This window comes from Paenibacillus sp. FSL R7-0204 (assembly GCF_038002225.1).
Lineage (GTDB): Bacteria > Bacillota > Bacilli > Paenibacillales > Paenibacillaceae > Paenibacillus_AQ.
The window spans coordinates 7,409,940-7,433,493 of the sequence record NZ_JBBOCA010000001.1; the positions used below are offsets into that span (position 1 = coordinate 7,409,940).

The 23,554-nt window shown below is 54.5% G+C and carries 19 protein-coding genes and 1 riboswitch; of the genes, 8 read left to right on the forward strand and 11 right to left on the reverse strand.

Annotated features, from left to right (window positions below; all coding sequences use genetic code 11):
- Positions 1-336 precede the first annotated feature (336 nt).
- Entirely contained in the window at positions 337-2,661 is a 2,325-nt protein-coding gene (locus MKX42_RS32115; protein WP_340757455.1) for a poly(ethylene terephthalate) hydrolase family protein, read from the forward strand.
- A gap of 114 nt (positions 2,662-2,775) precedes the next feature.
- Here MKX42_RS32115 and MKX42_RS32120 read toward each other — a convergent pair whose 3' ends face one another.
- Positions 2,776-3,828 (reverse strand): lactonase family protein, encoded by a 1,053-nt coding sequence (locus MKX42_RS32120; protein WP_340757456.1) that lies wholly within the window; start codon positions 3,826-3,828, stop codon positions 2,776-2,778.
- A gap of 256 nt (positions 3,829-4,084) precedes the next feature.
- Between MKX42_RS32120 and MKX42_RS32125 the strand changes: the two genes are divergently transcribed.
- From MKX42_RS32125 to MKX42_RS32135, 3 genes are all read left to right on the forward strand, one after another.
- Positions 4,085-4,345, forward strand: coding sequence for a GlsB/YeaQ/YmgE family stress response membrane protein (locus MKX42_RS32125; RefSeq protein ID WP_036732764.1), 261 nt, complete (start codon positions 4,085-4,087; stop codon positions 4,343-4,345).
- 168 nt (positions 4,346-4,513) lie between these two features.
- A complete protein-coding gene (locus MKX42_RS32130; protein ID WP_209994407.1) occupies positions 4,514-5,020 on the forward strand; it encodes a CcdC family protein in 507 nt (168 codons plus the stop codon).
- A gap of 371 nt (positions 5,021-5,391) precedes the next feature.
- Positions 5,392-6,354 carry an L-lactate dehydrogenase gene (locus tag MKX42_RS32135; protein WP_340757457.1) on the forward strand — a complete coding sequence of 321 codons (963 nt, stop codon included), beginning with the start codon at positions 5,392-5,394 and terminating at the stop codon, positions 6,352-6,354.
- A gap of 92 nt (positions 6,355-6,446) precedes the next feature.
- Here the strand turns inward: MKX42_RS32135 and MKX42_RS32140 are convergent, their stop codons facing one another.
- Together MKX42_RS32140 and MKX42_RS32145 are read right to left on the reverse strand one after the other, a co-directional pair.
- Positions 6,447-8,474: a methyl-accepting chemotaxis protein gene (locus MKX42_RS32140; protein ID WP_340757458.1), complete on the reverse strand. Its 2,028-nt coding sequence runs from the start codon at positions 8,472-8,474 to the stop codon at positions 6,447-6,449.
- 182 nt (positions 8,475-8,656) lie between these two features.
- Positions 8,657-10,984, reverse strand: a complete 2,328-nt coding sequence (locus tag MKX42_RS32145; protein ID WP_340757459.1) for a heavy metal translocating P-type ATPase — start codon at positions 10,982-10,984, stop codon at positions 8,657-8,659.
- 270 nt (positions 10,985-11,254) lie between these two features.
- Here MKX42_RS32145 and MKX42_RS32150 point away from each other — a divergent pair, with 270 nt between their 5' ends.
- A complete protein-coding gene (locus MKX42_RS32150; RefSeq protein WP_340757460.1) occupies positions 11,255-12,235 on the forward strand; it encodes a cation diffusion facilitator family transporter in 981 nt (326 codons plus the stop codon).
- Between the two features lie 258 nt (positions 12,236-12,493).
- Here MKX42_RS32150 and MKX42_RS32155 read toward each other — a convergent pair whose 3' ends face one another.
- The 8 genes from MKX42_RS32155 to MKX42_RS32190 form a co-directional block, all read right to left on the reverse strand.
- Positions 12,494-12,859, reverse strand: a complete 366-nt coding sequence (locus MKX42_RS32155; RefSeq protein WP_036732785.1) for an ArsR/SmtB family transcription factor — start codon at positions 12,857-12,859, stop codon at positions 12,494-12,496.
- Between the two features lie 107 nt (positions 12,860-12,966).
- On the reverse strand, positions 12,967-13,704 hold the full coding sequence (locus MKX42_RS32160; RefSeq protein WP_340757461.1) for an ABC transporter permease: 738 nt from the start codon (positions 13,702-13,704) through the stop codon (positions 12,967-12,969).
- Positions 13,705-13,706: 2 nt separating this feature from the next.
- Positions 13,707-14,423, reverse strand: a complete 717-nt coding sequence (locus MKX42_RS32165) for an ABC transporter permease (RefSeq protein WP_340757462.1) — start codon at positions 14,421-14,423, stop codon at positions 13,707-13,709.
- Positions 14,420-15,331 (reverse strand): ABC transporter ATP-binding protein, encoded by a 912-nt coding sequence (locus tag MKX42_RS32170; protein ID WP_340757463.1) that lies wholly within the window; start codon positions 15,329-15,331, stop codon positions 14,420-14,422. The genes MKX42_RS32165 and MKX42_RS32170 overlap by 4 nt, the downstream gene beginning before the upstream one ends.
- Positions 15,332-15,409: 78 nt before the next feature.
- A complete protein-coding gene (locus MKX42_RS32175) occupies positions 15,410-16,828 on the reverse strand; it encodes a sensor histidine kinase (protein WP_340757464.1) in 1,419 nt (472 codons plus the stop codon).
- Positions 16,825-17,499: a response regulator transcription factor gene (locus MKX42_RS32180; RefSeq protein ID WP_340757465.1), complete on the reverse strand. Its 675-nt coding sequence runs from the start codon at positions 17,497-17,499 to the stop codon at positions 16,825-16,827. Before MKX42_RS32180 ends, MKX42_RS32175 begins: the two co-directional genes overlap by 4 nt.
- Positions 17,500-17,599: 100 nt before the next feature.
- Positions 17,600-18,634, reverse strand: a complete 1,035-nt coding sequence (locus MKX42_RS32185) for an EAL domain-containing protein (RefSeq protein WP_340757466.1) — start codon at positions 18,632-18,634, stop codon at positions 17,600-17,602.
- Positions 18,635-18,844: 210 nt separating this feature from the next.
- Positions 18,845-19,264 (reverse strand): pyridoxamine 5'-phosphate oxidase family protein, encoded by a 420-nt coding sequence (locus MKX42_RS32190; RefSeq protein ID WP_209994416.1) that lies wholly within the window; start codon positions 19,262-19,264, stop codon positions 18,845-18,847.
- Between the two features lie 160 nt (positions 19,265-19,424).
- On the opposite strand from MKX42_RS32190, the gene MKX42_RS32195 reads away from it, so the two are divergent.
- The 3 genes from MKX42_RS32195 to MKX42_RS32205 all read left to right on the forward strand — a co-directional run bounded on the left by MKX42_RS32195 (position 19,425) and on the right by MKX42_RS32205 (position 23,503).
- Entirely contained in the window at positions 19,425-20,603 is a 1,179-nt protein-coding gene (locus MKX42_RS32195) for an MFS transporter (protein WP_340757467.1), read from the forward strand.
- A gap of 48 nt (positions 20,604-20,651) precedes the next feature.
- Complete coding sequence (locus MKX42_RS32200; protein WP_340757468.1) at positions 20,652-22,103, forward strand: hypothetical protein; 1,452 nt, start codon at positions 20,652-20,654, stop codon at positions 22,101-22,103.
- A 72-nt stretch (positions 22,104-22,175) separates the two neighbouring features.
- Positions 22,176-22,286, forward strand: a riboswitch (TPP riboswitch).
- A 143-nt stretch (positions 22,287-22,429) separates the two neighbouring features.
- Complete coding sequence (locus MKX42_RS32205; RefSeq protein ID WP_340757469.1) at positions 22,430-23,503, forward strand: ABC transporter substrate-binding protein; 1,074 nt, start codon at positions 22,430-22,432, stop codon at positions 23,501-23,503.
- Positions 23,504-23,554 lie beyond the last annotated feature (51 nt).

A 23,554-nucleotide genomic window follows, 5' to 3' on the forward strand; every position in this document is an offset into this window, starting at 1 on the left:
GTCTTATAGACACGTATCTGCGAGCCTGAAGCAGGCGTTCCTCCGTCTGTACGGTAAGAACTTATTCGATTATTCCTACCCATTTAGTAGGTTATACAGATATAATACTGAACACCTTCCGCGCTGTCAAACCTTTTTTTCACTTTGAATGAAAGACTACGATCGATGGAACCGGGGCAGGAAGTGGCGCCCGTTCCTGTAAGCTCCACTTGTTATTGCTGCCCCAAAGTAATATCATTGCTTACATCTAATAGAGTGAAAAACAGTGAATTCATAGAGCGGAAGACTGGCACGTTCCGCAGCTTCTTATTGCCGCTCACACCGGGGGAAATAATCATGGGCATGGATTTGGAGTATGGCCCCGCGCCGCAGGGACCGCGGCTGCACAGGCGCGTACTCAGAGAACTGGGCAGACGTATTCTGGATACGTACAGGTATGACACTGCTTTATGGAGGACTGCGCTCAGCGGTCCTTGGACACTATGCATTCTGGCTTTTTCTATAGTTATTATGGGTATTCCTACCGGACTCGGAAGCGCAGCGGATATTATGCTGGCAGTTGGCGCAGGAACGCTTGTTATGGCGCTGGCCAGCAATCTGTTGGCTGTGCTGCTCTCCCTAACCGGACTGCGGCTTCCACATCTGTTCGCAGGCTCTTTGCTCAGCACCTATGGGGCTGTATTGCTAATCTTGTATTTTTCCGATCTGGAGCTTGAGGCTGCAGCCGTTATCGCCTGTATCGCAGCCTTGGCCTGCGGGATAGGGGGACTTGCAGCCGGCCTGCTGCGGACCCGGAGAATGCTCAGCGGCAGTCTGCTGGCAGCGGCACTCCTCCTCTCCCCCTTCGCACTGGCTTATGGCTCTGTGACGGGAAGCAGCCCTGCACCTGTACCCTCGCTTCAGACACTGGCGGCAGGTGGACAGGTGCTTCCCATAACTGCGGACGATCCCGCCCAGCCGGGAGACTACACATTCCACAGCTTCACCTATGGCAGCGGCAAGGATCTGCAGCGCAAGGCGTATGGCAAGGATGCCCTGCTAGTCTCCGCTTCCGTGGATGCAACCGGGTATATCTCTTCCTGGCCCTTGCTGCGGACCCTGTTCTGGGGATTCGATCCCGCTTCCCTCCCGCTGAATGGCAGAGTATGGATGCCGGACGGGGACGGGCCTTATCCGCTGGTGCTCATGGTGCATGGCAACCATATGATGGAGGACTTCTCCGAGAGCGGCTACGCCTATCTTGGTGAATTGCTGGCCAGCCGGGGCTTCATCGCGGTCACCCTGGATGAGAATTTCCTGAATTATTCGGCCTGGTCGGGTATTCCGGACAACGATTTCAAGGCACGGACCTGGATGATTCTGAAGCATCTGCAGCAGATCGGCAGCTTCGCCGAGCAGCCCGGCACCCCCTTCTACCAGAAGGTGGATTATGACTCTGTTGCACTGCTCGGCCACAGCCGCGGCGGCCAGGCTGTAGCCATGGCTGCGGATGCATCGCTCTGGTTCGGCAGTGATCCTGTTCTGAACGCTATTCAGCAGTTCCATATTACTTCAGTGATTGCCCTGGCCCCTACGGATAAAATGATCGACAGCAAACAGGCCCGTCTAACGGATGTGAGCTATCTGACGCTGCAGGGTGCCCGTGACGGCGATGTGCATGATTTCTACGGGGACCGGCAATATATGCGTTCTTCCTACACCGGCGATACCCCCGGCTTCAAAAGCTCTCTCTACATTGCCGACGCCAACCACAGCCAATTCAATACGGACTGGGGGCTGTATGACCAGACGCTGCCGACCGGCCTGTTCCTGAAGCGTTCCCGGATCATGGACGGGGAGGAGCAGCGGAGAATAGCCAAGGTCTATGTCTCCGCATTCCTGGAGACCACGCTGCACGGGAGGAGCGAGTACCGGCAATTGTTCCGCGATTACCGCAGCGGTGCCAGTTGGCTGCCGGATACCGCCTACTATAACCGCTTCCAGAGCGGCAACTATATTACGGTGGCAGACTATGATGAAGACCGCAAGAGAGGTGCCGTCCAAGGCGGGACCATCTCTACTGCCGGGCTTCAATGGAGCGAAGAGGCCGCGAAGGACCGCGAGAGGAACAATAAGCCCTCTTACGGTATTCTTCTGGAGCGCAGTTCAAGCCCGGATCAGGAGTCTGCGGACGCCGAGGCTGCTTACAGCATTAGGCTCAGCGATACGCTGACTCAGACGATTGCGGAATCCTCTGCCGTAGAGGGGCTGACCTTCTCCCTGGCGAACCATAACTCCGATCCTAATCAGGACGGCGATGCTGGGCCGCTGCCGGAAGCTGAGCTCTCCCCGGATGTGGAGGTGGAGCTGACCGACAGCAAGGATACCGCCGCAAGAATCCCTCTGGACGAGGTGATGGATATTCTGCCGCTGCCGCAGACGGAATTTACGCTTAGTCCATGGTTGGAGGAGCGGATCAGCGACGGCAAATTCAGCAACCTCTCGGAAGCCGTCTACCAGACGTACAAGCTGCCCTTCGAGCTGTTCCTTGAGGAAGAGCCGGAGCTTGATCCGGATAGCCTGACAGACATCACCTTTTATCTGCAAGGCACAGAAGACAAGATTATGCTGGACGACATCGGCTTCTATGAGCGGGAGGAACCGCTGACAGGAGTGAATTAACCGGACATCATTCTATTTATAAAATAAATAACAACAGCCCAAATTGCCCCCTGTCCGCCATACTCCGGCTAACAGGGGGCTTTGCTGTTCCTGCATAGTAAATCCTTGTGCAGGTTAATCCAGGGCTACAAGGCAGACAGGTGCCGGCACTTCCAGCTCATTGCCGGTAGGGATCAGCCGTCCGGTCTCACTGTCTATGCGGAAGGAGGCAATATTGCCGCTGTTCTGGTTAGCAGCGAGCAGCATGCCGCCGATCAGAGCGAAGTTACGCGGGGTCCGTCCTCCGGAAGTCACCCAGTCCTCGGCTTCCAGCAGACCCGTAGCCTTATCAATATGGAACAGTGCGATGCTGTCATGACCACGGTTGGATACGTAGAGATAGCGTCCGCATGGGGATACATGGATATCTGCAGCCGTATCATCACTTCCGGCGGTATAATGCTCCGGGAGACTGCTGACACTCTGCAGGAGCTTCAGATTGCCCTGAGGCTCATCATTGGCGAATACGGTGACCGTATTGTTCAGTTCATTAACCAGATAGATCCATTGCCGCGAAGGATGCAACGCTAGATGGCGCGGCCCTGAGCCTGGAGGAAGGTCCACCTCCCGGTGAGTGACCAGCTTCCCATCCTCCACCCGGTAGAACACGATCTGGTCGAGACCGAGATCACAGACCAGCACATGATCACCCGTCTTGTCCGGAATCACGGAATGGGGATGGGGGGCATCCTGACGGTCGCTGCGGATTCCCGAGCCCTTATGCTTCACCTGGGAGGACATCTCCTGTAATGACCCGTCCTCGTTCAGCGGAAACACATTGACATTGCCTCCCGTATAGTTAGACACAGCTATGTAATCTCCCTTCGGAGCCACCGAGACATAGCAGGGCGCGCCGCCCCCGGTCGCTCTGCTGCCCAGCAGATGCAGCGCTTTGCTGCCGGGATCAATGGCGTAGGCATGAACCTCACCTTCATCCTGCTCACTCACTGCATATAATACCGTCTGCGCCGCATTAACCGCCAGATAGGAAGGGTTCTGGGTCCCCCGGGTACCGCCCATAACCCTCATTTCTCCGCTCTCCTTATCCAGCGCACCCAGCAGGATGGCCTCTCTCTCCTCACTGTTGTACGTTCCAATATAGAATAATACTTCATTAGGCTGGTGCATGGCAGCGGCTCCTTTGTTGTATAGTATATAAGCTTATATACCCTGTACACCCCTATACTCACTCAGCGGGTGAACCATAATTTCACTATAACATCTTTATGTACCCACTACATTATCAGGGTTAAACAGCATAAATTTGGACAGACTGGAATACTAAATAATTGTGTGCCGGCAAAATTTAACACTGGTTTAAACGCTGTGCATAAGGTTAATAGTAACCATCGAAGACAACAAACACAAAAGGAGCTGAGAGTTAATGAGTTTACTATGGATGTTGATTGTTGGTGGCGTAATTGGTTGGCTGGCCGGGTTGATTATGGGTAGAGACATTCCCGGCGGAATTATCGGCAACATTATCGCTGGTATTCTCGGTTCATGGCTTGGCGGCATGCTGCTGGGAAGCTGGGGACCTAAGATCAGCGACTACTATGTCTTCCCTTCACTGATCGGTGCTGTGGTTCTGATCTTTATCGTAAGCCTGATTCTGCGTTCGGTTGGCGGACGTAGCCGTTCTTAAGCTCTATGACAGCATGCTTATCTGAAGCTGCTGTACTATACTTAGCAAGCAGACCCGCCGGGGGTAGATCCCTGGCGGGTTTGCTGTGTGCGCCTTATTCTGAAATCCGTTCATTATCTGCTATAATGTAGACAATAGTGACCGAAATCACAGAGAGGACAGTGAATTATGGGTAACATCAACCCCTCACTTCTGCATGTGGGCTCTACGCTGGGAGCCGTATTCATGGCGCTGATGGTGATTTTTATCCGCATGAAGGCCAGTGCCCGCCCGGTAACCATCCGCAAAATATGGATTCCGCCGCTTGGCATGTCCACCGGCTTCGCCATGTTCGTCGTACCGGAAGTGCGCTTCCCCTGGTGGTGGGCGGCCCTTGCTTTCCTGGTCGGCTGGTTTATTTTTGCCTATCCGCTAATCCGCAGTACGCGGTTCGAAGAACGTGAAGGGCTGATCTATGCCCAGCGCTCCAAGAGCTTCGCGTTCATTCTTCTTGGACTGCTGCTGGTGCGCACCCTGCTCCACGAGTTCATCAACCGGTATGTATCTGTTCCGCAGTCCGGCGGATTATTCTTCATTCTGGCCTTCGGCATGATCCTCCACTGGAGACTGTTCATGTATAAGCACTATACCGGAATGTTGCCTGCCGAGCCGCAGATTCCGCAGCCCCGGGTCTAGGGAGAAGCGGGTTAAGACATTCATTTCATCAAGTGGAAACGGCTTTGCCGTCCTTTTAAAGGACGGTACCGTTTCAGCGAGAAATAGAAGGATAAGTTATCGTGTGCAACATAAAAATTCTTATATTTGTAAAAGGGGGGTGTCCCCGGCAGCCTTAGGGATGACTGCCGGAGGCCCCCTTTCCTTCTGCCTTCCCAAATGCCCATCAGCTGCATATTATAGTTCATAAGAACCCTGATATTCTAACCTTCCATGTTAATTGTGGCTAAATAACGGACGGGAACAGCGGGTATTTTCGGTGCTATGTCAGGTAACTTGCGATGAGATCAGTTAGAATAGTACCATACTTGTAGAGAGTGGGGACGGGGCAATTGAAAAGTAAATCGAGAAAAGTAGCAATCGTCGGCTCCGGCATGGTCGGCTCCAGCGTTGCCTATTCCATGGTGAATCAAGCCGTATGCGATGAGATCATGATGATTGACCGCACCTACGACCGCGCCATGGCACAAGCGCTTGATCTCTCGCACTGCATGGACTTCACCGGAACACGCACCAAGGTCTATGCCGGCACCGCCAGCGACTGTGCGGGGATGGATGTCGTCATTCTGACGGCAGGCGCCAATCCCAAGCCGGGGCAGACCCGGCTGGATGTACTGGATGCCGCTGCTGTAATTACCCGGGAGATCATCACCGAGATTATGGCGGGGGGCTTTGATGGGATCTTCGTCGTCGCTGCGAACCCTGTAGATATTGTGACTTATTTGGTCTGGCAGATCTCCGGCCTGCCGCGGCACCGGGTGATCGGCACTGGCACCTCCATCGACTCTTCCCGGCTGAAGACACTGCTGTCGGAGGTGTTCACGATCGATCCGCGCAGCGTCAACGGCTACGCCCTTGGAGAGCATGGAGAGTCGCAGTTCGTGGCCTGGTCCCATGTAACCATCGGCGGCAAGCCGATTCTGCAGATTATGGAGCAGCACCGCGAACGCTTCAGCAGCCTGGACCTTATGGATATCGCCCGCAAGACGAAGGATGCCGGCTGGGAGATTTTTACGCGCAAAGGCTCAACTCACTTCGGAATCGGCAGTGCGCTCGCCTATATCACCCGCTCCATTCTGAATGACGAGCACAAAATCATCGCCGTCTCCGCCATCCTGGACGGGGAATACGGACAAAGCGGCGTATGTGCCGGAGTTCCGGCCATTATCAGCAGCAGCGGCATTCAGGAATTGCTGGAGCTGAATCTCAGCGATACGGAGATGTCCAAATTCACCGCCTCCTGCAGCATCATCCGCGCGGGAATTGATAGCCTCACGCTGGAGGAGCATCACTGAGCTTAACAGCACAGCCTATACAAGCAAACACCCCTCTGCTTCACACAGTAACCTGTGCGGCAGAGGGGTGTTTGCGATAATTTTACCTGATATTATTGAAACTTCTCGATCTCGCTCCGCAATTCGCTCATTAACTGGTTGAGGGATTCGGCTGAGGTGACGACCTGGCCCATCAGATTCCGCTGCTCGGTGGAAGCCTCCGCCACCATCTCGGCGCTCTCGGCAGAATCTCTGGCAATAATCAGCATATCGGAGATAGAGGCTGTAATCTCCTCTGTCCCGGCAGACATCTGCTCATTGACGGCAGAGACGTCCTGAATTTGAATCGATACCTCACGGATGGACGAGCGGATATGGTCGAAGGAGGTGCCTACGTTTTGCATTTTACCCACCCCGTCTCCGATCTCAGCAATGCTCTTCTCCATAGAAATCTCGGCCGCTCTGGTGGATTCCTGAATCTGACGGATCAGCTCCACAATATTCACAATGGCACTGTTCGTGCGCTCTGCCAGCTTCTTCACTTCATTCGCCACCACGCCGAACCCGCGCCCGTGCTCGCCTGCTCTGGCCGCTTCAATCGACGCATTGAGGGATAACAGCCCCGTCTGGTTGGAGATTTCGGAGATTACATCAACAATCTGGCCAATCTGTTCGGATTGAGTGCTCAGATTGCTGATCAGAGCCGAGGTCTCCTCCGCAGCGCCGCTGATGACAGTCATCTGCTTAAGTGTGGATTGAATCTCCACATATCCGTTCTCGACCTCGGTGCTGACCGTCTCTGCCTGGTCCGACACATTGACGGAGGATTCCGCAATCCGCTGCAGCCCGATCGCCATCTCCTCCGTAGCTCTGGCCGCCTGCTCCGAGCCCTTGAACTGTTCGCCCATGCCCTGGGCAACCTCCTGGACGACCGTCTCAATCTCTGCCGACGTATTCGAGGTCTGGCTGGCGTAATTCAGCACGCTTTCTGCCGAGACAGCAACCTGCGCCACTGTAGCATCGATTTTGCCGACAATGCCGGATAATGATCCGATCATATCATTAATGCTCTGGCTCATCTGGCCAATCTCATCACCCGAGCGCACCTTCACCCGTTCACTGAGATGGCCGTCCGCCACTTTCTTCATCACCCCGGAGATTGCTACAATCGGCTTCACAATCAGACGGGTCAGAGACAAGGCCAAGGCAATGACCGCCAGAATGATGATTACAATGAACAATGTGGATATCCGCTGGGCTGAGGTGACTTTGGCGGTAATCTCGCTTTTGGGAACCGTAATCAGCAGCTTCCAGTCTGTGCCCGGGACGGTACGGAAATAGGTAATCACCTGCTTGCCGTCCTCTCCCTTGTAGGCCTCCGAGCCTGCTTCCTTGCCGAGAATATGCCCTACAGCCTGCTTCATCTCTGTAGTCTTCGCGTAGTCAGCGATATTCTTGCCGATCCGCTCGGTCTCGGAGTAGGCGTAATAATCACCCTTGCCCGAGATTACGTATCCGTAGCCGGTATCGCCCACGTGGATATTTTTGCCCATCTCCATCAGAATGTCCGGTGTCACCGAGAAAGCGATGCCGCCGCCAAACTGCTTGTCCTTGTCCACGACCGGAACGAATACCGGGATAATATATTTACTGAGCTGTTCCAGATAAGACATCTCCGCTACAGCCGGAGCAAGACTCTCCTTAGCCTGCAGGAAATATGCCGATTGTCCTACATCCGCCGTAAGCTTAAGAGAATTGGCCAGAATGCCTTGCTTGTTAATGACGCTGTAGCCTTCGGACTGAGTATCGCTCTCTTCGAGTACCTTGACCACAGGAAAAATAGTATCGGGTCTTGCGGTATCGAATTCAGGATGCTGCGCAATCAGCTCCTGGACCGCAGATGTCCGCGTATTCAGCCACTCTGCAATCCGTGTCGTATTCATCTCCAGAATATTCTGGGCGAGCTCCTCACTGTCGTCTCTGGTTACACCCCCGAAGTACTGCATGAAAAAGATCGTGACTCCAAGCAGAGGTACAATAGCAATTGCCAAAATAACAAGCGAATACTTGCTTTGCAGCGATAATGATTTTCCATTCTTTGCATTCATTTTCAATTTGGACCGTACACTTGCCTCATTCACCGCAAAATCCCCCTAGAACCCCATTGTGGTCTTCCATATGCTGTAAATATATATTGATATATCGGCATAAATAGACAAAAAGCATAACAAATGCAATAAAAATAAGCCTTAAGACCCAAAAATTAGGATCATTAAGGCTTATACTTTTCATAATTATTTCATTATCGATTCAAATCACACGATTATACCGACTTCGGCGGCTGCAAGGCGCGCATGCTGTTCAGTACAGCAAGTACAGTAACTCCGACATCTGAGAATACGGCCTCCCACATGGTGGCAATTCCGAACGCTCCCAGCAGCAGGAAGACCGCTTTGACTCCCAGCGCAAAAGCAATGTTCTGCCAGACAATGGTCCGCGTCCGTTTGGCGATTCCGATGGCGGAAGCGATTTTGGAAGGCTCATCCGTCATGATGACAATATCCGCAGCCTCAATGGCTGCATCCGAGCCAAGTCCGCCCATGGCAATCCCAACATCCGCTCTGGCCAGCACCGGAGTATCATTAATCCCGTCCCCGACAAAAATGATCTTCTCCTTCGGACCCTTCTCCCGCTCCAGCTGTTCAATCGCCGCGACCTTATCTCCCGGCAGCAGCTCTGCATGAATCTCCTGAATGCCCAGCTGTCTGCCGACAGACTCGGCTACCGGAGAAGCGTCACCAGTCAGCATAACCGTCTTGTGGATTCCCAGTGCATTCAGAGCCTGAATCGCCTTAAGAGAATCGTCCTTCACTTCATCTGCAATGACGAGATAGCCTGCGTAGCGCTTATCTACAGCAATATGAACGATCGTCCCGTACTCCTGCGGGGTTACGCTGGCAATCCCTTCACGCTCCATCAGCCGCGCATTCCCGGCCAGCACTGCCTTCCCCTCCACGGTAACTGCGATGCCATGGCCGGAGATTTCGTTATAGCCTTTAATGGCTTCACCAGGAATAGCTTCGCCATAGGCTGCACGGATGGATTCTGCAATCGGATGGCTGGAATGGCTCTCCGCATAAGCCGCTACCCGCAGCAGCTCCTGCCCGGTGAAGCCTTCCGCCGGAACATTGCCGGTTACCGTGAACTGGCCTTTGGTCAAGGTTCCTGTCTTATCGAACACAACGATCTTCACATCATTCAAGGCTTCCAGATAGTTGCTGCCCTTCACCAGAATCCCGTTCTTCGACGCGGCACCAATCCCGCCGAAGAACCCGAGGGGAATCGACACGACAAGCGCACAAGGGCAAGAGATAACGAGGAAGACCAGTGCACGGTAGATCCAGTCGGAGAAGGTGGCTCCGCTCAGAACCAGCGGCGGAACCACTGCCAGCAGCAGCGCTGTTATGACTACGACCGGCGTATAGGCACGGGCGAATTTGGTGATGAAATTCTCTGTCTTCGCTTTGTTATTCGTAGCATTCTGAACCAGCTCCAGAATCTGCGAGACTGCGGATTCGCCGAAGTCCTTGGTCACTTCAATGGTAATCACGCCATTGCGGTTAATGAATCCGCTTAGCACCTGGCTTCCCGGCTGTGTCGAGCGGGGAACCGATTCTCCGGTCAGCGCCGAAGTATCCATCATCGCGCTGCCCTCAAGAATAATTCCGTCCAGCGGAACCTTCTCGCCGGGCTTAACCACGATGCTGTCCCCTACTCTAACCTCTTCGGGGGATACCTTGCGCAGATTATTGCCTTCCTTCAGATAAGCGAATTCCGGCCGGATATCCATCAGCGCTGTAATCGAACGGCGTGAACGGTTCACAGCCATTCCCTGGAATAGCTCCCCTACCTGATAGAAGAGCATAACCGCGACGCCTTCGGGATATTCGCCGATGGCGAAAGCACCGATGGTCGCAAGGGCCATCAGGAAGTTCTCATCGAACACCTGGCCCCTTACAATATTCCGGGCAGCGGCGAGGACGACCTCTCCGCCGACAATCAGATAGGCTGCCAGGAAGATCAGCAGCTCGGTAATTCCGCTGACCGGCAGGAACATCCCGGCAGCAGCCAGAATGGCACCGCCGCCCAGCCGCATCAGGATGCGGCGCGTATCGCCCTCCCCATGCTCATGGCTGTGTCCGTGGCCGTGTGAATCCTCCTGGCTGTGGCTGTGCTCAGCAGCATGTGAATGCTGATGGCCGTCTTCCTGGGAATGCCCTTCTCCATGGGCATGCTCATGACCGTGCGGTTCGCCGTGGGTATGAACATGGCCCTGTCCTTGAACCGCTACGCCGCGTACCTGAGCTGCCCCCTCCGCAGACAACGGCTTCTTAACTGCCCGTGAAGCTGGAACCGCCCGCGGCTTCACATGCGGCTCCAGCTTGGTAATTGTATGCTCGGCCTGCTCAGCGATCTCATCCGCAGCAGCCGCCGTTGTCTCCAGTGTCATGGTCTTCGTGGCGAAGTTGACGGAGCAGGAGGACACGCCTTCAATCTTCTTGACCTTATTCTCGATCTTCATTGCGCAGTTCGCGCAGTCCAGCCCATCCAGGACCCATTTCCGCTTCACATTGTCTTCTACCGTACTCAAATGACTCATCTCCCTTGATTGTACCTATATATGAGTATTTGTTCATATGTTAACTTACACTTATTATATTCCCCTGAATCATACAGTGTCAATGCATTCAGCGCACAGATTGTGGCTAATTATGTACTGTGAAGAATCTGGATGCCGATGGAGTTATTTTGGACAAACTATTCTTCATCTATATAAAAAAGCTTGTAATTTGTCTGAGCTGGCCATAATATTAACATATGAGCAATCATTCATATGTTAATTGAAAAGGGGTCCTACCTAATGAACAATTCCAAAACCGATTCACATGCTCATTCGCACTCTGGAGCACACGCTGGATCACATGCTCATTCGCACTCTGGCGGGCATTCGCATTCACATTCCCACTCCCATGCACCGGATAATAAGAAAGGCTTGCTAATCGCCTTAATCATCACAGGCGGTATTATGTTCCTTGAATTCTTCGGCGGCCTGCTCACTGGGAGCCTGGCTCTTTTGTCCGACTCAGGCCATATGCTCAGCGACACCGCTTCCCTTGCCCTTAGCCTTGTGGCCATGATTATCGCGGTGAAGCCGGCCTCCTCCAAGAACTCTTACGGCTTCCACCGGTTTGAGATTATGGCGGCTTTGTTCAACGGGGTGACCCTGTTTGTAATCTCCGGATTCATTATGTATGAAGCTTTCCAGCGCTTCTCCGCCCCTCCGGTGGTAGCCAGCGGAACAATGATGCTGATTGCCAGTGTCGGACTGCTGGCCAATCTCGTCAGCGCATGGTCACTGATGCGCAAAAGCGGAGCTAAAGACAATATCAATATCCGCAGCGCTTACCTGCACGTGATCAGCGATGCTCTCGGCTCTGTTGGCGCACTGGTCGCCGGTCTGATTATGAACCTGTTCTCCTGGTATGTGGCAGACCCTATCATCAGTGTGCTGGTCGCCCTGCTCATCCTGCGCAGCGCCTGGGGTGTTATCAAGCAGGCCTTCCATATTCTTATGGAAGGAACTCCGCTTAGCATGAATGCCGAAGAGGTCGAGAAGGCGCTACTGGGAATTGAAGGGGTTCAGGATGTGCATGACCTGCATATCTGGACCATCACCTCCGGCCTGGATGCGCTCAGCGGTCATCTGCTGATCAAGGACGGGGTTAATTCGGAGCAGGTACTGCAACAAGCGCTTAAAATGGTGGAAGAGAATTTTGGCATCCAGCACACCACACTGCAGATTGAGAATTCCGCGGTGAAGCACGGTCACCTTCCGGTCTGAGGAAGAGGTGGTAAGGGAGAATGAGGGAGTCCGAGGAAAATCTAACGATTCTGTATGCCTGCCGAATGTATGCTGTTGTCCACATACATTCGGCCACTTGCCCTCACAACGACCGATTGTATGCTGTTTTCCACATATATTCCGAACACATACCCTCGCACTGGCACATATATTTGATTTATCGCACTTCATAATATAAAAGGGGCTGCCCCAAGCCGTTACCTGGCTTTGGGACAGCCCCTTTGCTATCATAACAATCTATTCATGCCGGATATGCTCATGGGTCTGCAGGAAGATCTGCTCCACATGCGCATCATTCAGCGAATAATATACGGTCTTGCCTTCCTTGCGGCGTTTCACAATCCGCAGATTGCGCAGATAGCGGAGCTGATGGGAGACTGCTGACTGTCCCATATCCAGTATGGAGGACAAGTCATGCACACACAGCTCCTGCTGGGATAACGCGTAGATCAGCCGAACTCTTGTCGGATCACCCAGTGCCTTGAACATTTCTGCCATCTTATCTGTGATCTCACGGTCCGGCAGAATCAAGGCCATAGATTCCGGTTCCAGTTCGGAACCATTACAGGTGTTGTCGCATTCTTCAAGTGCCGCTGGTTCCATGCTCCCGCCCTCCTCCATATGCTCATCCGGCATCACCGGCGCTTAATAGTATCTTCTACGATTAATTATAGAAAAAATGGCGTCCAATGTCCATGGAGAAGGGAATCTTATACCGCCTTACGCCAAAAGGCTATCAAGCCAGCACCCAGGAACAGAAGCAGGCTGCCCGACACGACAATCATCAGGCTCTCCAGCGGCAAGTTGAAGGCGCCGAACCGTTCTTCGCCGAAGGGGGACATAGCCAGCACCGGCTGCACCCATGGATAATAAGGACCGTAGGTGGAAGAATTGGCAATCAGCATGTTAGGAATGGTGAAGCAGACATTCAGCGCCAGCGGGGCGCCGAAGCTGCTCCAGCCTTGAGATATCGCCAGTTGCAGGGCAGCCAGCGGCAGGCAGGCAAACCAGCCTCCGAACAGGCTGCTCAGCAGTAGCTCCCAGGGAACTCCCCCTTCTGCCCCCCTATACCATCCCACTCCCAAAACTCCAGCAAGAAACAGCAGCTGAACCGCACCCAGCAGCGCTATAATCAAAACAAATTTGGCAAAGTATACAGAAGTCCTCGTAACCGGAAGCGCCAGGAGCTGCTTCCAGCCGCCGTCACTATGCTCATTGCGGCAGATTAAAGCGGCGAAGAGTCCAGAGAGTACCGGAAGAAACAGCAGCGCATGTACCGCTGACATTGTGCTCAGCAGAACCTGCCAGGTTATCACCCTATCCTCTTGCATGTCCGAAAGCGCACCAATCGGCAGGGAGACCAGCGGACTGAGCAGAATTAACAGCCAAGTGCGGAATCCGGTTATCTTCATGCACTCCGCAGACAATATTCGCAGAAAAGTCCGCATGTTCAGTCCACATCCTTTCGCGCGAAATGTATGGCTCCAGGCAGGATTACCAGGAGTCCAAGCAACAGGCCGGCTCCGCTGAACAGCCAAGGACGCGGATCACTCCAGGCCAAGGCCGGCCAGGAGAGCGGCATCCATTCCGTGAAGTATACACCGAACGGGCTGACCAGCGACAAGGTCAATCCCACCGATACCGGGAGGGTCTGGTTCCGGCTGGATAGAGACAGCCACAGCTGGAGTGCAATGATAGGCATGGCGGCAGCATACGCGGCGAAGCCCATCCGCAGGACATCCGTTAGCGGTATCGGCTGAGTACCGAATCCGAGCAACAGCCCGAGAATCACGGTTCCCGCCGACAGCAGCAGGCAGGATACGATAAGCAGCAGCAGGCAGAGCAGCAGCTTCGCCATAAACACAGCCGTACGGGAGACAGGCAGCGCCAGAAGCTGCTTCCAGGCGCTGGTCTGATGCTCGACATTCGCAATCAGAGAGCAGATCAGTGTGCCCCCAAGATAGAGGGCAATCGGTACGAAGGGTATGACCTCACTGAGCAGGCCACCCCACAGGTCCTCCCGGTACTGCCCGCGAAGATAGTCATAGCGGAGGCCGAAATTCAGCCCCTGCATGGCGATGAGGCCCAGCGGGCCAAGGAAGGCGAGGAACCATATGCCTTTGCCGCGGATCTTAAGCCAGTCCGCCGACAGCGCACGCCACATCATAGCCCCCCTCCCCCAACCACCTGCAGGAAGAATTCCTCCAGAGATTGCCTGTGCTCCTCTACCCTGTAGATCGCATGGCCCTCTTCAACCAGCTCTTTGACCAGCAGCGATACTCGCGCATCACTCATCCGGGGCAGGACCAGCCGGCCCTCCTGCAGCTCGCCGCCGCAGCCGCGCCGCACCGCCGTCATCAGCGCAGTCTCCGGCTCAGATAACGCCAGACGCAGATGGCCGGCCGCCTGCTGCTGGAGATGGGCAATGGTATCCTGATAGACCATCTGTCCCTCCCGGATAATGCCGACCGTACCGGCCATCTGCTCAATCTCACTCAGCAGATGGCTGGATACCAGCACTGTAATCCCCTGCTCTCCAGGCAGCCGCTTAATCAGAGAGCGGATCTCCTGTATGCCTGACGGGTCCAGTCCGTTGGTCGGCTCATCGAGAATCAGCAGCTCCGGGCTGCCCAGCAGGGCTGCCGCAATCCCCAGCCGCTGCTTCATGCCCAGCGAGAAGCCCTTGACCGGCCGCGTCTCCTCCCCGGTAAGCGAGACGATCTCCAGCACCTCGGCAATGCGCACCTTGGGCACACCCAGAATACGTCGGATCGCCTCCAGATTGTCCCATGCACTCAGATGCCCGTAGTAGGACGGCGATTCCACCAGCGAGCCTACCTTGCGCAGAATCTGCATCCGGTTCGCACGCAGCTCCTTGCCGAAGATTTCAATGCTGCCGGAGGTCGGCTTGATCAGACCGAGCAGCATGCGGATAGTTGTTGTTTTGCCGGCACCGTTCGGTCCGAGGAAGCCGTAGATTTCCCCTTTTGTAATATTGAGATTCAGGTTCTTCACAGCCGCACGGCCGCGGTATTCCTTAAGCAGATTTCTTGTCTCTATTACTGTATCCTTCATTCTCTTCACCTCGGTAACAGCATAACGCCCCAAGGTTAAAAGCACGGAAGCAGCAAGTTTAAATTTTGTTTAAATTGTTCAGGCGTCCCGCTTCCAGATCCTAACCTCGGTCCCCTTCACCGTGCTCTCCATGCTCCATTCCAGGTCCATCCGCTTCAGCAGCAAATCGACAATCGACAGGCCCAGGCCGGCTCCTGCGAAGCCCGAGCTCTGCGCAAGGCCGCCGCCGTGATCCGAGATGATAATCACCCGGTTGCCCTCACGGATCTCCGTAAGTATTCCTACATATAATCCGCTGCGTGCATGACGCAGAATGTTCTGGAACAGATTATCTAGCACTCTGCGGAACCAGCTGTCATCGATCTCCCAATACAGCGGCGCAGCCTCCAGATCAATATCGATCCGATACCCCTCCTTCTCCCACACCGGATACCAGGCGGCGGCGCTCTCCCGCACCAGTCTCAGCACATCCCGGCGCTCTAGATGCAGCGCAATGCGTCCGCTGTTCAGCAAATTGTAGGACAGCAGGTTCTCAATCAGGATGCTCAGGCTCTCGATCCGCTGATCCATCAGCTCAAGGGAGGACTGGCCGCGCGGTGACAACGGCTCCTTGCCCAGTACATGGAGGTGGCTGCGAATAACGGTAAGCGGAGTCCGCAAATCATGCGACAGATCAGCGACCAGCCGCTTACGCAGCGCCTCTTCTTCCGCCTCTCTGGCACGGCCTGCCTTAAGCTCCGTGACCATGGTATTGAAGGCTTCCTCCAGATGCCCGATCTCATCCGGCTTCCCCGGCGGAACAATCTGCGGCAAGCCCTCCTGCCCGGTGAAGACCATAGCGGTCTGCAGGCGCAGCAGCCTTCTGCGGATCATGATGAAGAAGAGCCAGGAGCTGGTGATGAACAGAAGGAAGAACACCAGCATGGCAATCGAATACCACTTATCCAGTCCTGCCGCATATTTACTCTCCGTAATATCCTCAGGAATCTGCATAACCATGAAGCCCTCTGCGGCCTCTGCCCGGTCTCCTATAAAAGCAACAATCGCCAGCGGCTTCAGCGCCGTACTGTCCTTCATGAAGGATACCGCTTCAGCGGCACTCCACTGGGCGGGAATAGCCGGCGTCTCTCCCGTCAAGAGCAGCGGCGGTCCTGAAGGCTCTGTCACCAGCTGTGTTAATCCCGCAGGATCGACCCAGAATATTCTCGACAGCGGATAGGCTTCGCTTAAGGCCGACAGCCGCAGGGTGATATCCGCAGGAGACTGGTCAAGGAGCTTGCGGGCTTCCTCATGCCACATCATCTCCAGCTTATCTATACTGGAATACTGCTTATACTCCTTGGGTGGACTTGTATGAGTAATCCCACCGAAGATGCTGTACACTGCAATCGTCAGCGGAATAACAACCGGCACGAACAGCAGTGCAGCTACAATAATCAGCAGATAGCGAAAAAGCAGCGAACGGTGCAGCAGCTGGAAACGCCCTGTCCCCTTCACCCTCTCACCCGGTAGCCGATCCCCCGGACCGTCTCAATAATCTCCGGCGCGGCCGGATCAAGCTCCAGCTTCTCGCGCAGATAACGGATATGTACCATCAGCGTCTTGTCGCCTTCAATATAACTCTCCCCCCAGACCGCCTCATAGATCTGCTCCTTGGTCAGAATCTGGCCCAGATGCCGCAGCAGATAAGAGAAGATCTGAAACTGCTTGCCGGTAAGCATAATCTCCCGTCCGGTCGCAGCTTCCGTGACCACACTGCTTCCCGGTCTGACAACCAGATGCTTAAGCATGAGCGGAGCAGGCGCGGCAGCGCCGCTTCTTCTCAGCAGAACCTCGATTCTCGCTGCCAGCTCATCGGGATGAAACGGCTTGGTCAGATAATCATCGGCGAAGTCCAGCCCCTGAAGCTTATCGTCAATGGAGGTGCGCGCCGAGAGCATCAGAACCGGCAGCTCCGGATACGCCCGCTTCAGCCGCTGGCCGACGGTGAAGCCATCCAGCCCCGGCAGCATCACATCCAGAATCGCAAGCTGGCAGCCCTCTGCGGCTTCAAGTGCCCCGTCTCCGCTCTCCAGCCAGCGCACCGCATATTCCCGTTCCCTTAGATCAGCCGCTACGACACTGCCGATCTCCCGGTCGTCTTCTACGTACAATAGGGTTACACTCACGTTGGTTAACCGTCCTTTCTTTCTTCGAATGGCAAAACAAATCCCCGGATACCGGCAGTCTTGAGGCCTGCCGGTATCCGGGGAGAATGATCCTTGCTGTTCAGGCCGTAATTCCAAACCGTCCCGGCGGCTTCTCCTCCGGCAGCCCGAACAGATAGCCTTGTCCCAGGTCCATACCGAGATCGCGGCAGACCAGGAATTCCTCACGGCGTTCAATGCCTTCAGCCAGCAGGCTTGCACCGAATTCGCCAGCCCTGGAGATAATCTCTCTAAGCATCCGCTGCTTCCCCTCATCCCGGTCACAGAAGCTGATCAGACTACGGTCAACCTTGACATAATCCGGCTGGAGGCTGGACATCAGCTCAACCGTAGAGTAGCCCGCGCCTACATCATCCAGTGCAACCCGCATCCCCTGCTGGCGGTATTCGGCGAAGATAGCGCGCAGATGTGCAATATCGCTGATCTGCTCCGTCTCCACTACTTCAAATACATAATCCTCCGGGTTCTGGTCCAGCCTCCGGATCGCCTCGAAGGTATGAGTAAGACAATACTTGGGATTATAAATAGAAGAGGGCAGGAAATTAATGAACCGCTTGATGCCCTTGGGCAGCAGCTTACTGCCGGTCTCTATCGCCGAGATCCGGGCGGCCCGGTCAAGGAAGGAATGAAACCCTGTCCGCCGGGCAATCTCAAACAGCTCATAGGGCTGAAAATAACTGCCCTGGGGCAGCGGGCGCAGCAGAAATTCAAAGCCGACAATCTCCTCGCTGAAATTCACAATCGGCTGCATGTGGCTGCAAAAGTCATGGCTCATAATGATGGACACCAGATTCTCGTTAGCGAAGCGGACCTTCAGCTGATCGAAGGTTAGCCACCGTTCCAGAGCCGCATGGTTACCAATGCTCTTAACGCATACGGATAAGGAGTCTGCTATGTCCTTAGCCTTCACCAGCCATTCTATAAGCTCCATCAGCTCTTCCTTACGATGATATGGAATGATACAGGTGTTGCTTGTCTCAAATACTTCATAATCGGCATTCCGGATGGCAGCAGCCAGCGGATCAGAGCAGGGGCGGAGCTTCAGCTCCCCTTGATCCTCTATCGGGTCGATGTCAGCACAATCAACACAGTTCATGGCAATTTCCTCCGCCTCATGATGTCGATAACCTGAGGTCATTATAGCATGATTCCTCCGGCACCATCAGGAAAGAAGCCGCAAAAAGAGCCCCTTATGAACCATGAAGGTCCGTAAGAGGCCCGGGTTGCCGGAGTATGCACTACTTAGGCTTAGGCGGGAGATTCACCCGTTCCCGGCCACCACAATCCTTTTACTGGAGACAGCCGATTAAGACTGCCATACCCCGTGCTCACCGTTCTTGCCCATATATTCAATCCGTGAAGGTGACAGCTCAAGAATGACATAATCAGGATCATCCGGTCCCTTGAACCATTTCTCCAAGGACTCATTCCATACCTTAGAGCGCAAGCTGTCATCCTTCGTCACAGCAACCGTTGCTTCAATCTCCAGTACATCCTTGCCGCCGCCCTGCTCATAACCGAGCAAGAGACAAGCATTCGGATTATCCTGAAGCTCTTCTACCTTATGAGTCTTGCGGTTAGTTGCCAGATAGATGGACAGCCCGTCATGAAATACTGCCATGTAACGCACCTTAGGCTTGTTACCGGCCTCAATCGTGCCGAAGGAACCGAACCTGTTGTCGTCCAGCACCTGTATGATTGTTTTCTCCAGCTCTTTGTTATCCATTGACGTCACAGCTCCCTTCAAAATTCATGTGAATATAAGTTTATATATTCACGTCCGCGGTTTGGATTTATGATTAACCTGTGCCTAATATAGTGTACCCTTCCCGTTCATTCTGAATCCCGCATTCTGTTCATAAATTGATTCATAAGGAGTCTTATCCTTGAAAAAACTAATCTGGATCGGCTGTCTCTCCTATTTCGTAATCGGCCTCGCCCATGTTGTGCTAGGCTCCATTCTGCCAGTGCTGCTCCAGCATTATGACCGCAGCTACAGTGCAGGGGGCGAGCTGATCTTCAGCCAGTTCGCGGGCTTCCTGGCCGGCGTACTGGTCTCGCCGCTGCTGAACCGGCGGTTCGGCAAACGCGGCGGCATTCTGATTGCCACCGGCCTGCTGCTCTGTGCCGAGATTGCTTACGCCTTCCTCCCGCCCTGGGGCTGGATGTACGTAATTGCCGTAGCCGCAGGGTTCGGCTTCGGGATGATCGAAGCCGTCATCGGCACGATTATTATAGCCGCAGTCACCGAAGGAACGGCGGTTGCCATGAGCCGGCTGGAGGTGCTGTTCGGTGTCGGGGCGCTGCTCATGCCGCTGGCGGCCAGTCCGCTGATTGCCGCAGGGCAGTGGAGGCTGGCCTTCCTGATCGTTGCCGCCTGCTCCCTCCTCTCGCTGCTCTTCTGGGCGAAGAGCAGATTCGGCCCGCTGGACAGCGCGCTGAATGAGCGGCCTGCCCGCCCTGACCGCGCTGCGGCAGCGGGAACCACCAGAAGATTGTCCTTGCCCTACAAGGGCAAGCAATGGGTGGTGCTTGGCTTGTTCATTCTGTTCTTCTTTCTCTATGTAGGCACTGAGATGAGCCTGGTGAATTTCATGCCGGCGATCTTCATCGCGAAGCTGGGCATGAGCGAGGCCGCGGCTGCGCTCACGGTGACCTTCTTCTGGCTTGCCATGTCGGCAGGCAGACTGTTCGCCGGTGTCATCGCAGAGAAGATCTCCTACCGCATCTATGTGCTCGTCAGCTGCTTTGCCGCTTTGCTGCTGCTTATTATTTTCCCGTTCGCCGGTCACCGGCTTGCCGCCTTTGCCATCATCCTGCTGCTTGGCCTGTTCATGTCCGGCATCTTCTCCATCGCGCTGGTCTTCTCCAGCAAGCTGCTGCCCGGCGCGGAAGAATCCACGCCCAGCATTATGATCGCCTCCGGAGGAATTGGCGGCGCAGTACTGCCGCTGCTGACCGGCTGGTCCATGGATCATCTGCAGATCGCCCAGACCTCAGGACTTTTGGCCGCTTTTGCCGCGCTGTTATTCGTGCTGAGCGTAACCGCCTGGAGAATCGGGTAATTGTAAACTACAAGGTCCATATTCTGTAAATAAGGATGGAACCCACCCATGGCTATACCGCATTCCGAGCCCACTCTGCATACCGCCTTGCTGCAATTCATTTTCCCCTTTTCGATTAAGGCGGAGGTCGATCAAGAGCTGATTGAGAGTTTACAGAAGGATGGATTTACGCGTTTTTTTCTTGAGAACAAGGAACTGGAGCATGCCTATTACGGAGAGAACCACTGTGTATCCCATGAGAAAATGGAGCGCAGCTATCTTCCGTTTGCCGCCCATGTCTTGTTTCCGCGTGAGAAGGACAAGGATTCCTTCCGCCGCTTTTCCCGGGTGAGTGATCTGCTGTGCGGGCTGCAAATGCCCTTCCAGACGGTTCCCTTCCGAGTGCTGTCGACCGATGTGTTCCTCTGCCCGTTCGAGCTGGGCTTCCTGACGGTAAGAGTGGCTATTGAGGAGGAGAATCTCCCCTTCAGCATGGTGCTGGAATTCGCCGACCGGTTCCGTAACCTGGAGGATGTGAGTGTTCAGGATGAGCATACCTTCATCCATTGTCATAAGAAGTCTTTTGCCCGGGTGGAGGACTTTGTGTTCAGGCACCTGGCAGCCGGTCTGGAGCCGTATCTCGATCCTGCGGAGACGAATGGCAATTATTTCGAGACCCTGCCCTTCTTCGTCGATGAACGGATGCTGGTGCAGGCCTTCTACGGCGTTAATCTCCCGGAGGATGAGGAAGAGATCAGTGTCGAAATGCTCTACCGTGCCTCCCAGGTGGATGGTCTGACCATCGACGGCAGCCCCTATATGAGTGCAAGTGATCCGGATTATATCAAGCAGTACACCCGGGATCATTGCTACAGCCGCTGGGGTCCGGACACCTACTATATGACCAATGAGCAGACCTTTTGCTGCGTGAGCCGGGCCAAGCCGGAGATTGCTGCAGGTCTGATCAGCCAGATGTACGGCGAATATTATTACGGAATGCTGCTGAGTATTTTTCATAAAATCGTGCTGCTGAAGCTCGCCAACCTCCACTCCCGGCTGCGCATCAACCACGATAACGACGAGATCGAGAATCTGATCTTCCTGATCAACAAATTCTCGGCCAAATTCTACTTCCTGGAGCTGATTTCGCAGTCGCAGGGGCGTGAGATTTTTTTTCAGCTGCGTAAGGTGTATGGCAATGACGCCCTGTTCGATGAGGTGAAAATGACCCTGAATGACCTGTTCCAGTATCAGGACAAATTCCAGGCCAAACGGCGGGATACGCTCCTGATGGTGCTCACCGTCTTTACGGTTATCAGCGGGATTTACGGGATGAACCAGGTGATCGAGGATCTGAAGGGCCAGATCGACTGGAGCAAAATGCTGGAGTACTCCGCGTTCGAGTATCTGGCTCTGTTCCTGACCTTCTCGGGGATCACCGTCAGTGTCGGCTTAACGCTGAGAGAGATCTGGAACGGCATCCGCAGCCGCCGCAAGAAGCGGCATTATACGAGGGATTAAGACACAGAGGGTGGACAACGGCGGGACTGCCGTCTATAATACACCGTAAGAACATAGCAATACCCGTGAACTTTATAGAACCAGGGGTGCTGGAATTGGCCGGCTGAGATTGTATCCCACAAGATACTGACCCTTATACCTGATCTGGATAATGCCAGCGTAGGAATCTTCATTCGGCACAGTGCCTTGAGCGGTACTGAAGCTGAATTCCCCTCACGCAAGTCACTGGCGTCCCGATCTTCGGGACGCTTTTTTGATTCTAAGGATATACAGGATTACGGTTTCTGTAAGCTCTGAAGACCAGGGGTTGCTGGAAGGAGAGAGAAATGGGAGTCAAAAAAACAGTCACACTACTGCTCAGCTCCATGCTGCTGCTTACCGTAGCGGGATGTGGCGGCGGGAACAACAGCGGCAATGCGGGGGCCAGCGCACCTGCTGCCGGTAACAGCACGGCTGCACCTGATGCAACCGCAGCCGCACCCACGGATGCACCTAAGGCGCTAACCCAGGTCAAGATTGCCCTGGACTGGACGCCGAACACGAATCACACCGGCCTGTATGCTGCCAAAGAGCTGGGCTATTACGCGGAGGAAGGGCTTGATGTGCAGATTGTACAGCCTGGCGCTGCCGGGTCCGATACGATGGTCACTTCCGGCGAAGCCCAGTTCGGCATCAGTGCCCAGGAGGCGCTGACCCTGGCCCGTCTGCAGGATGTGCCGCTGGTGTCGATCGCTGCAATCATTCAGCATAATACCTCCGGGTTCGCGGCTCCGAAGGACCGCAATATTAAGACGCCGAAGGACTTTGAAGGCAAAACGTACGGAGGCTGGGGCTCCCCTGCGGAGCAGGCTGCCATGAAAGCCATCATGGACCCTGAAGGCGGGGATGTCTCCAAGGTGAAGCTGGTGAATATCGGCGAAGCGGACTTTTTCACAGCCGTGAAGCGGGATATTGACTTCGCCTGGATCTTCTACGCCTGGACCGGCGTGGAAGCCGAGCTGCGCGGGGAGCCGCTGGATATGCTGTATCTGAAGGATTATGCTCCGCAGCTGGATTACTACACGCCGGTGCTGACCACTAGCGAGAAGGAGATCGCCGAGCATCCTGAAGTGGTGAAGGCCTTCCTGAAGGCTACGTCCAAGGGATATCAGTACGCTATCGATAACCCGGAAGAAGCCGCAACGGTCCTGTCGGATGCTGTACCAGACCTTGATCCCAAGCTGGTGCTGGCCAGCCAGAAATGGCTTAGCCCGAAATACAAGGACGACGCCCCGCGCTGGGGTGAGCAGAAGCTTGAGATCTGGAAGAATTACGCCGACTGGATGTACGGCCTGAAGCTGCTGGATAAGCCGCTGGATGCGGAGAGTACGTTTACGAATGAATTTTTGCCGGAATCATAATGAGCCCGCATGGCGGGAATCTTATACCTAACTTGAAAGGAATGATTGATC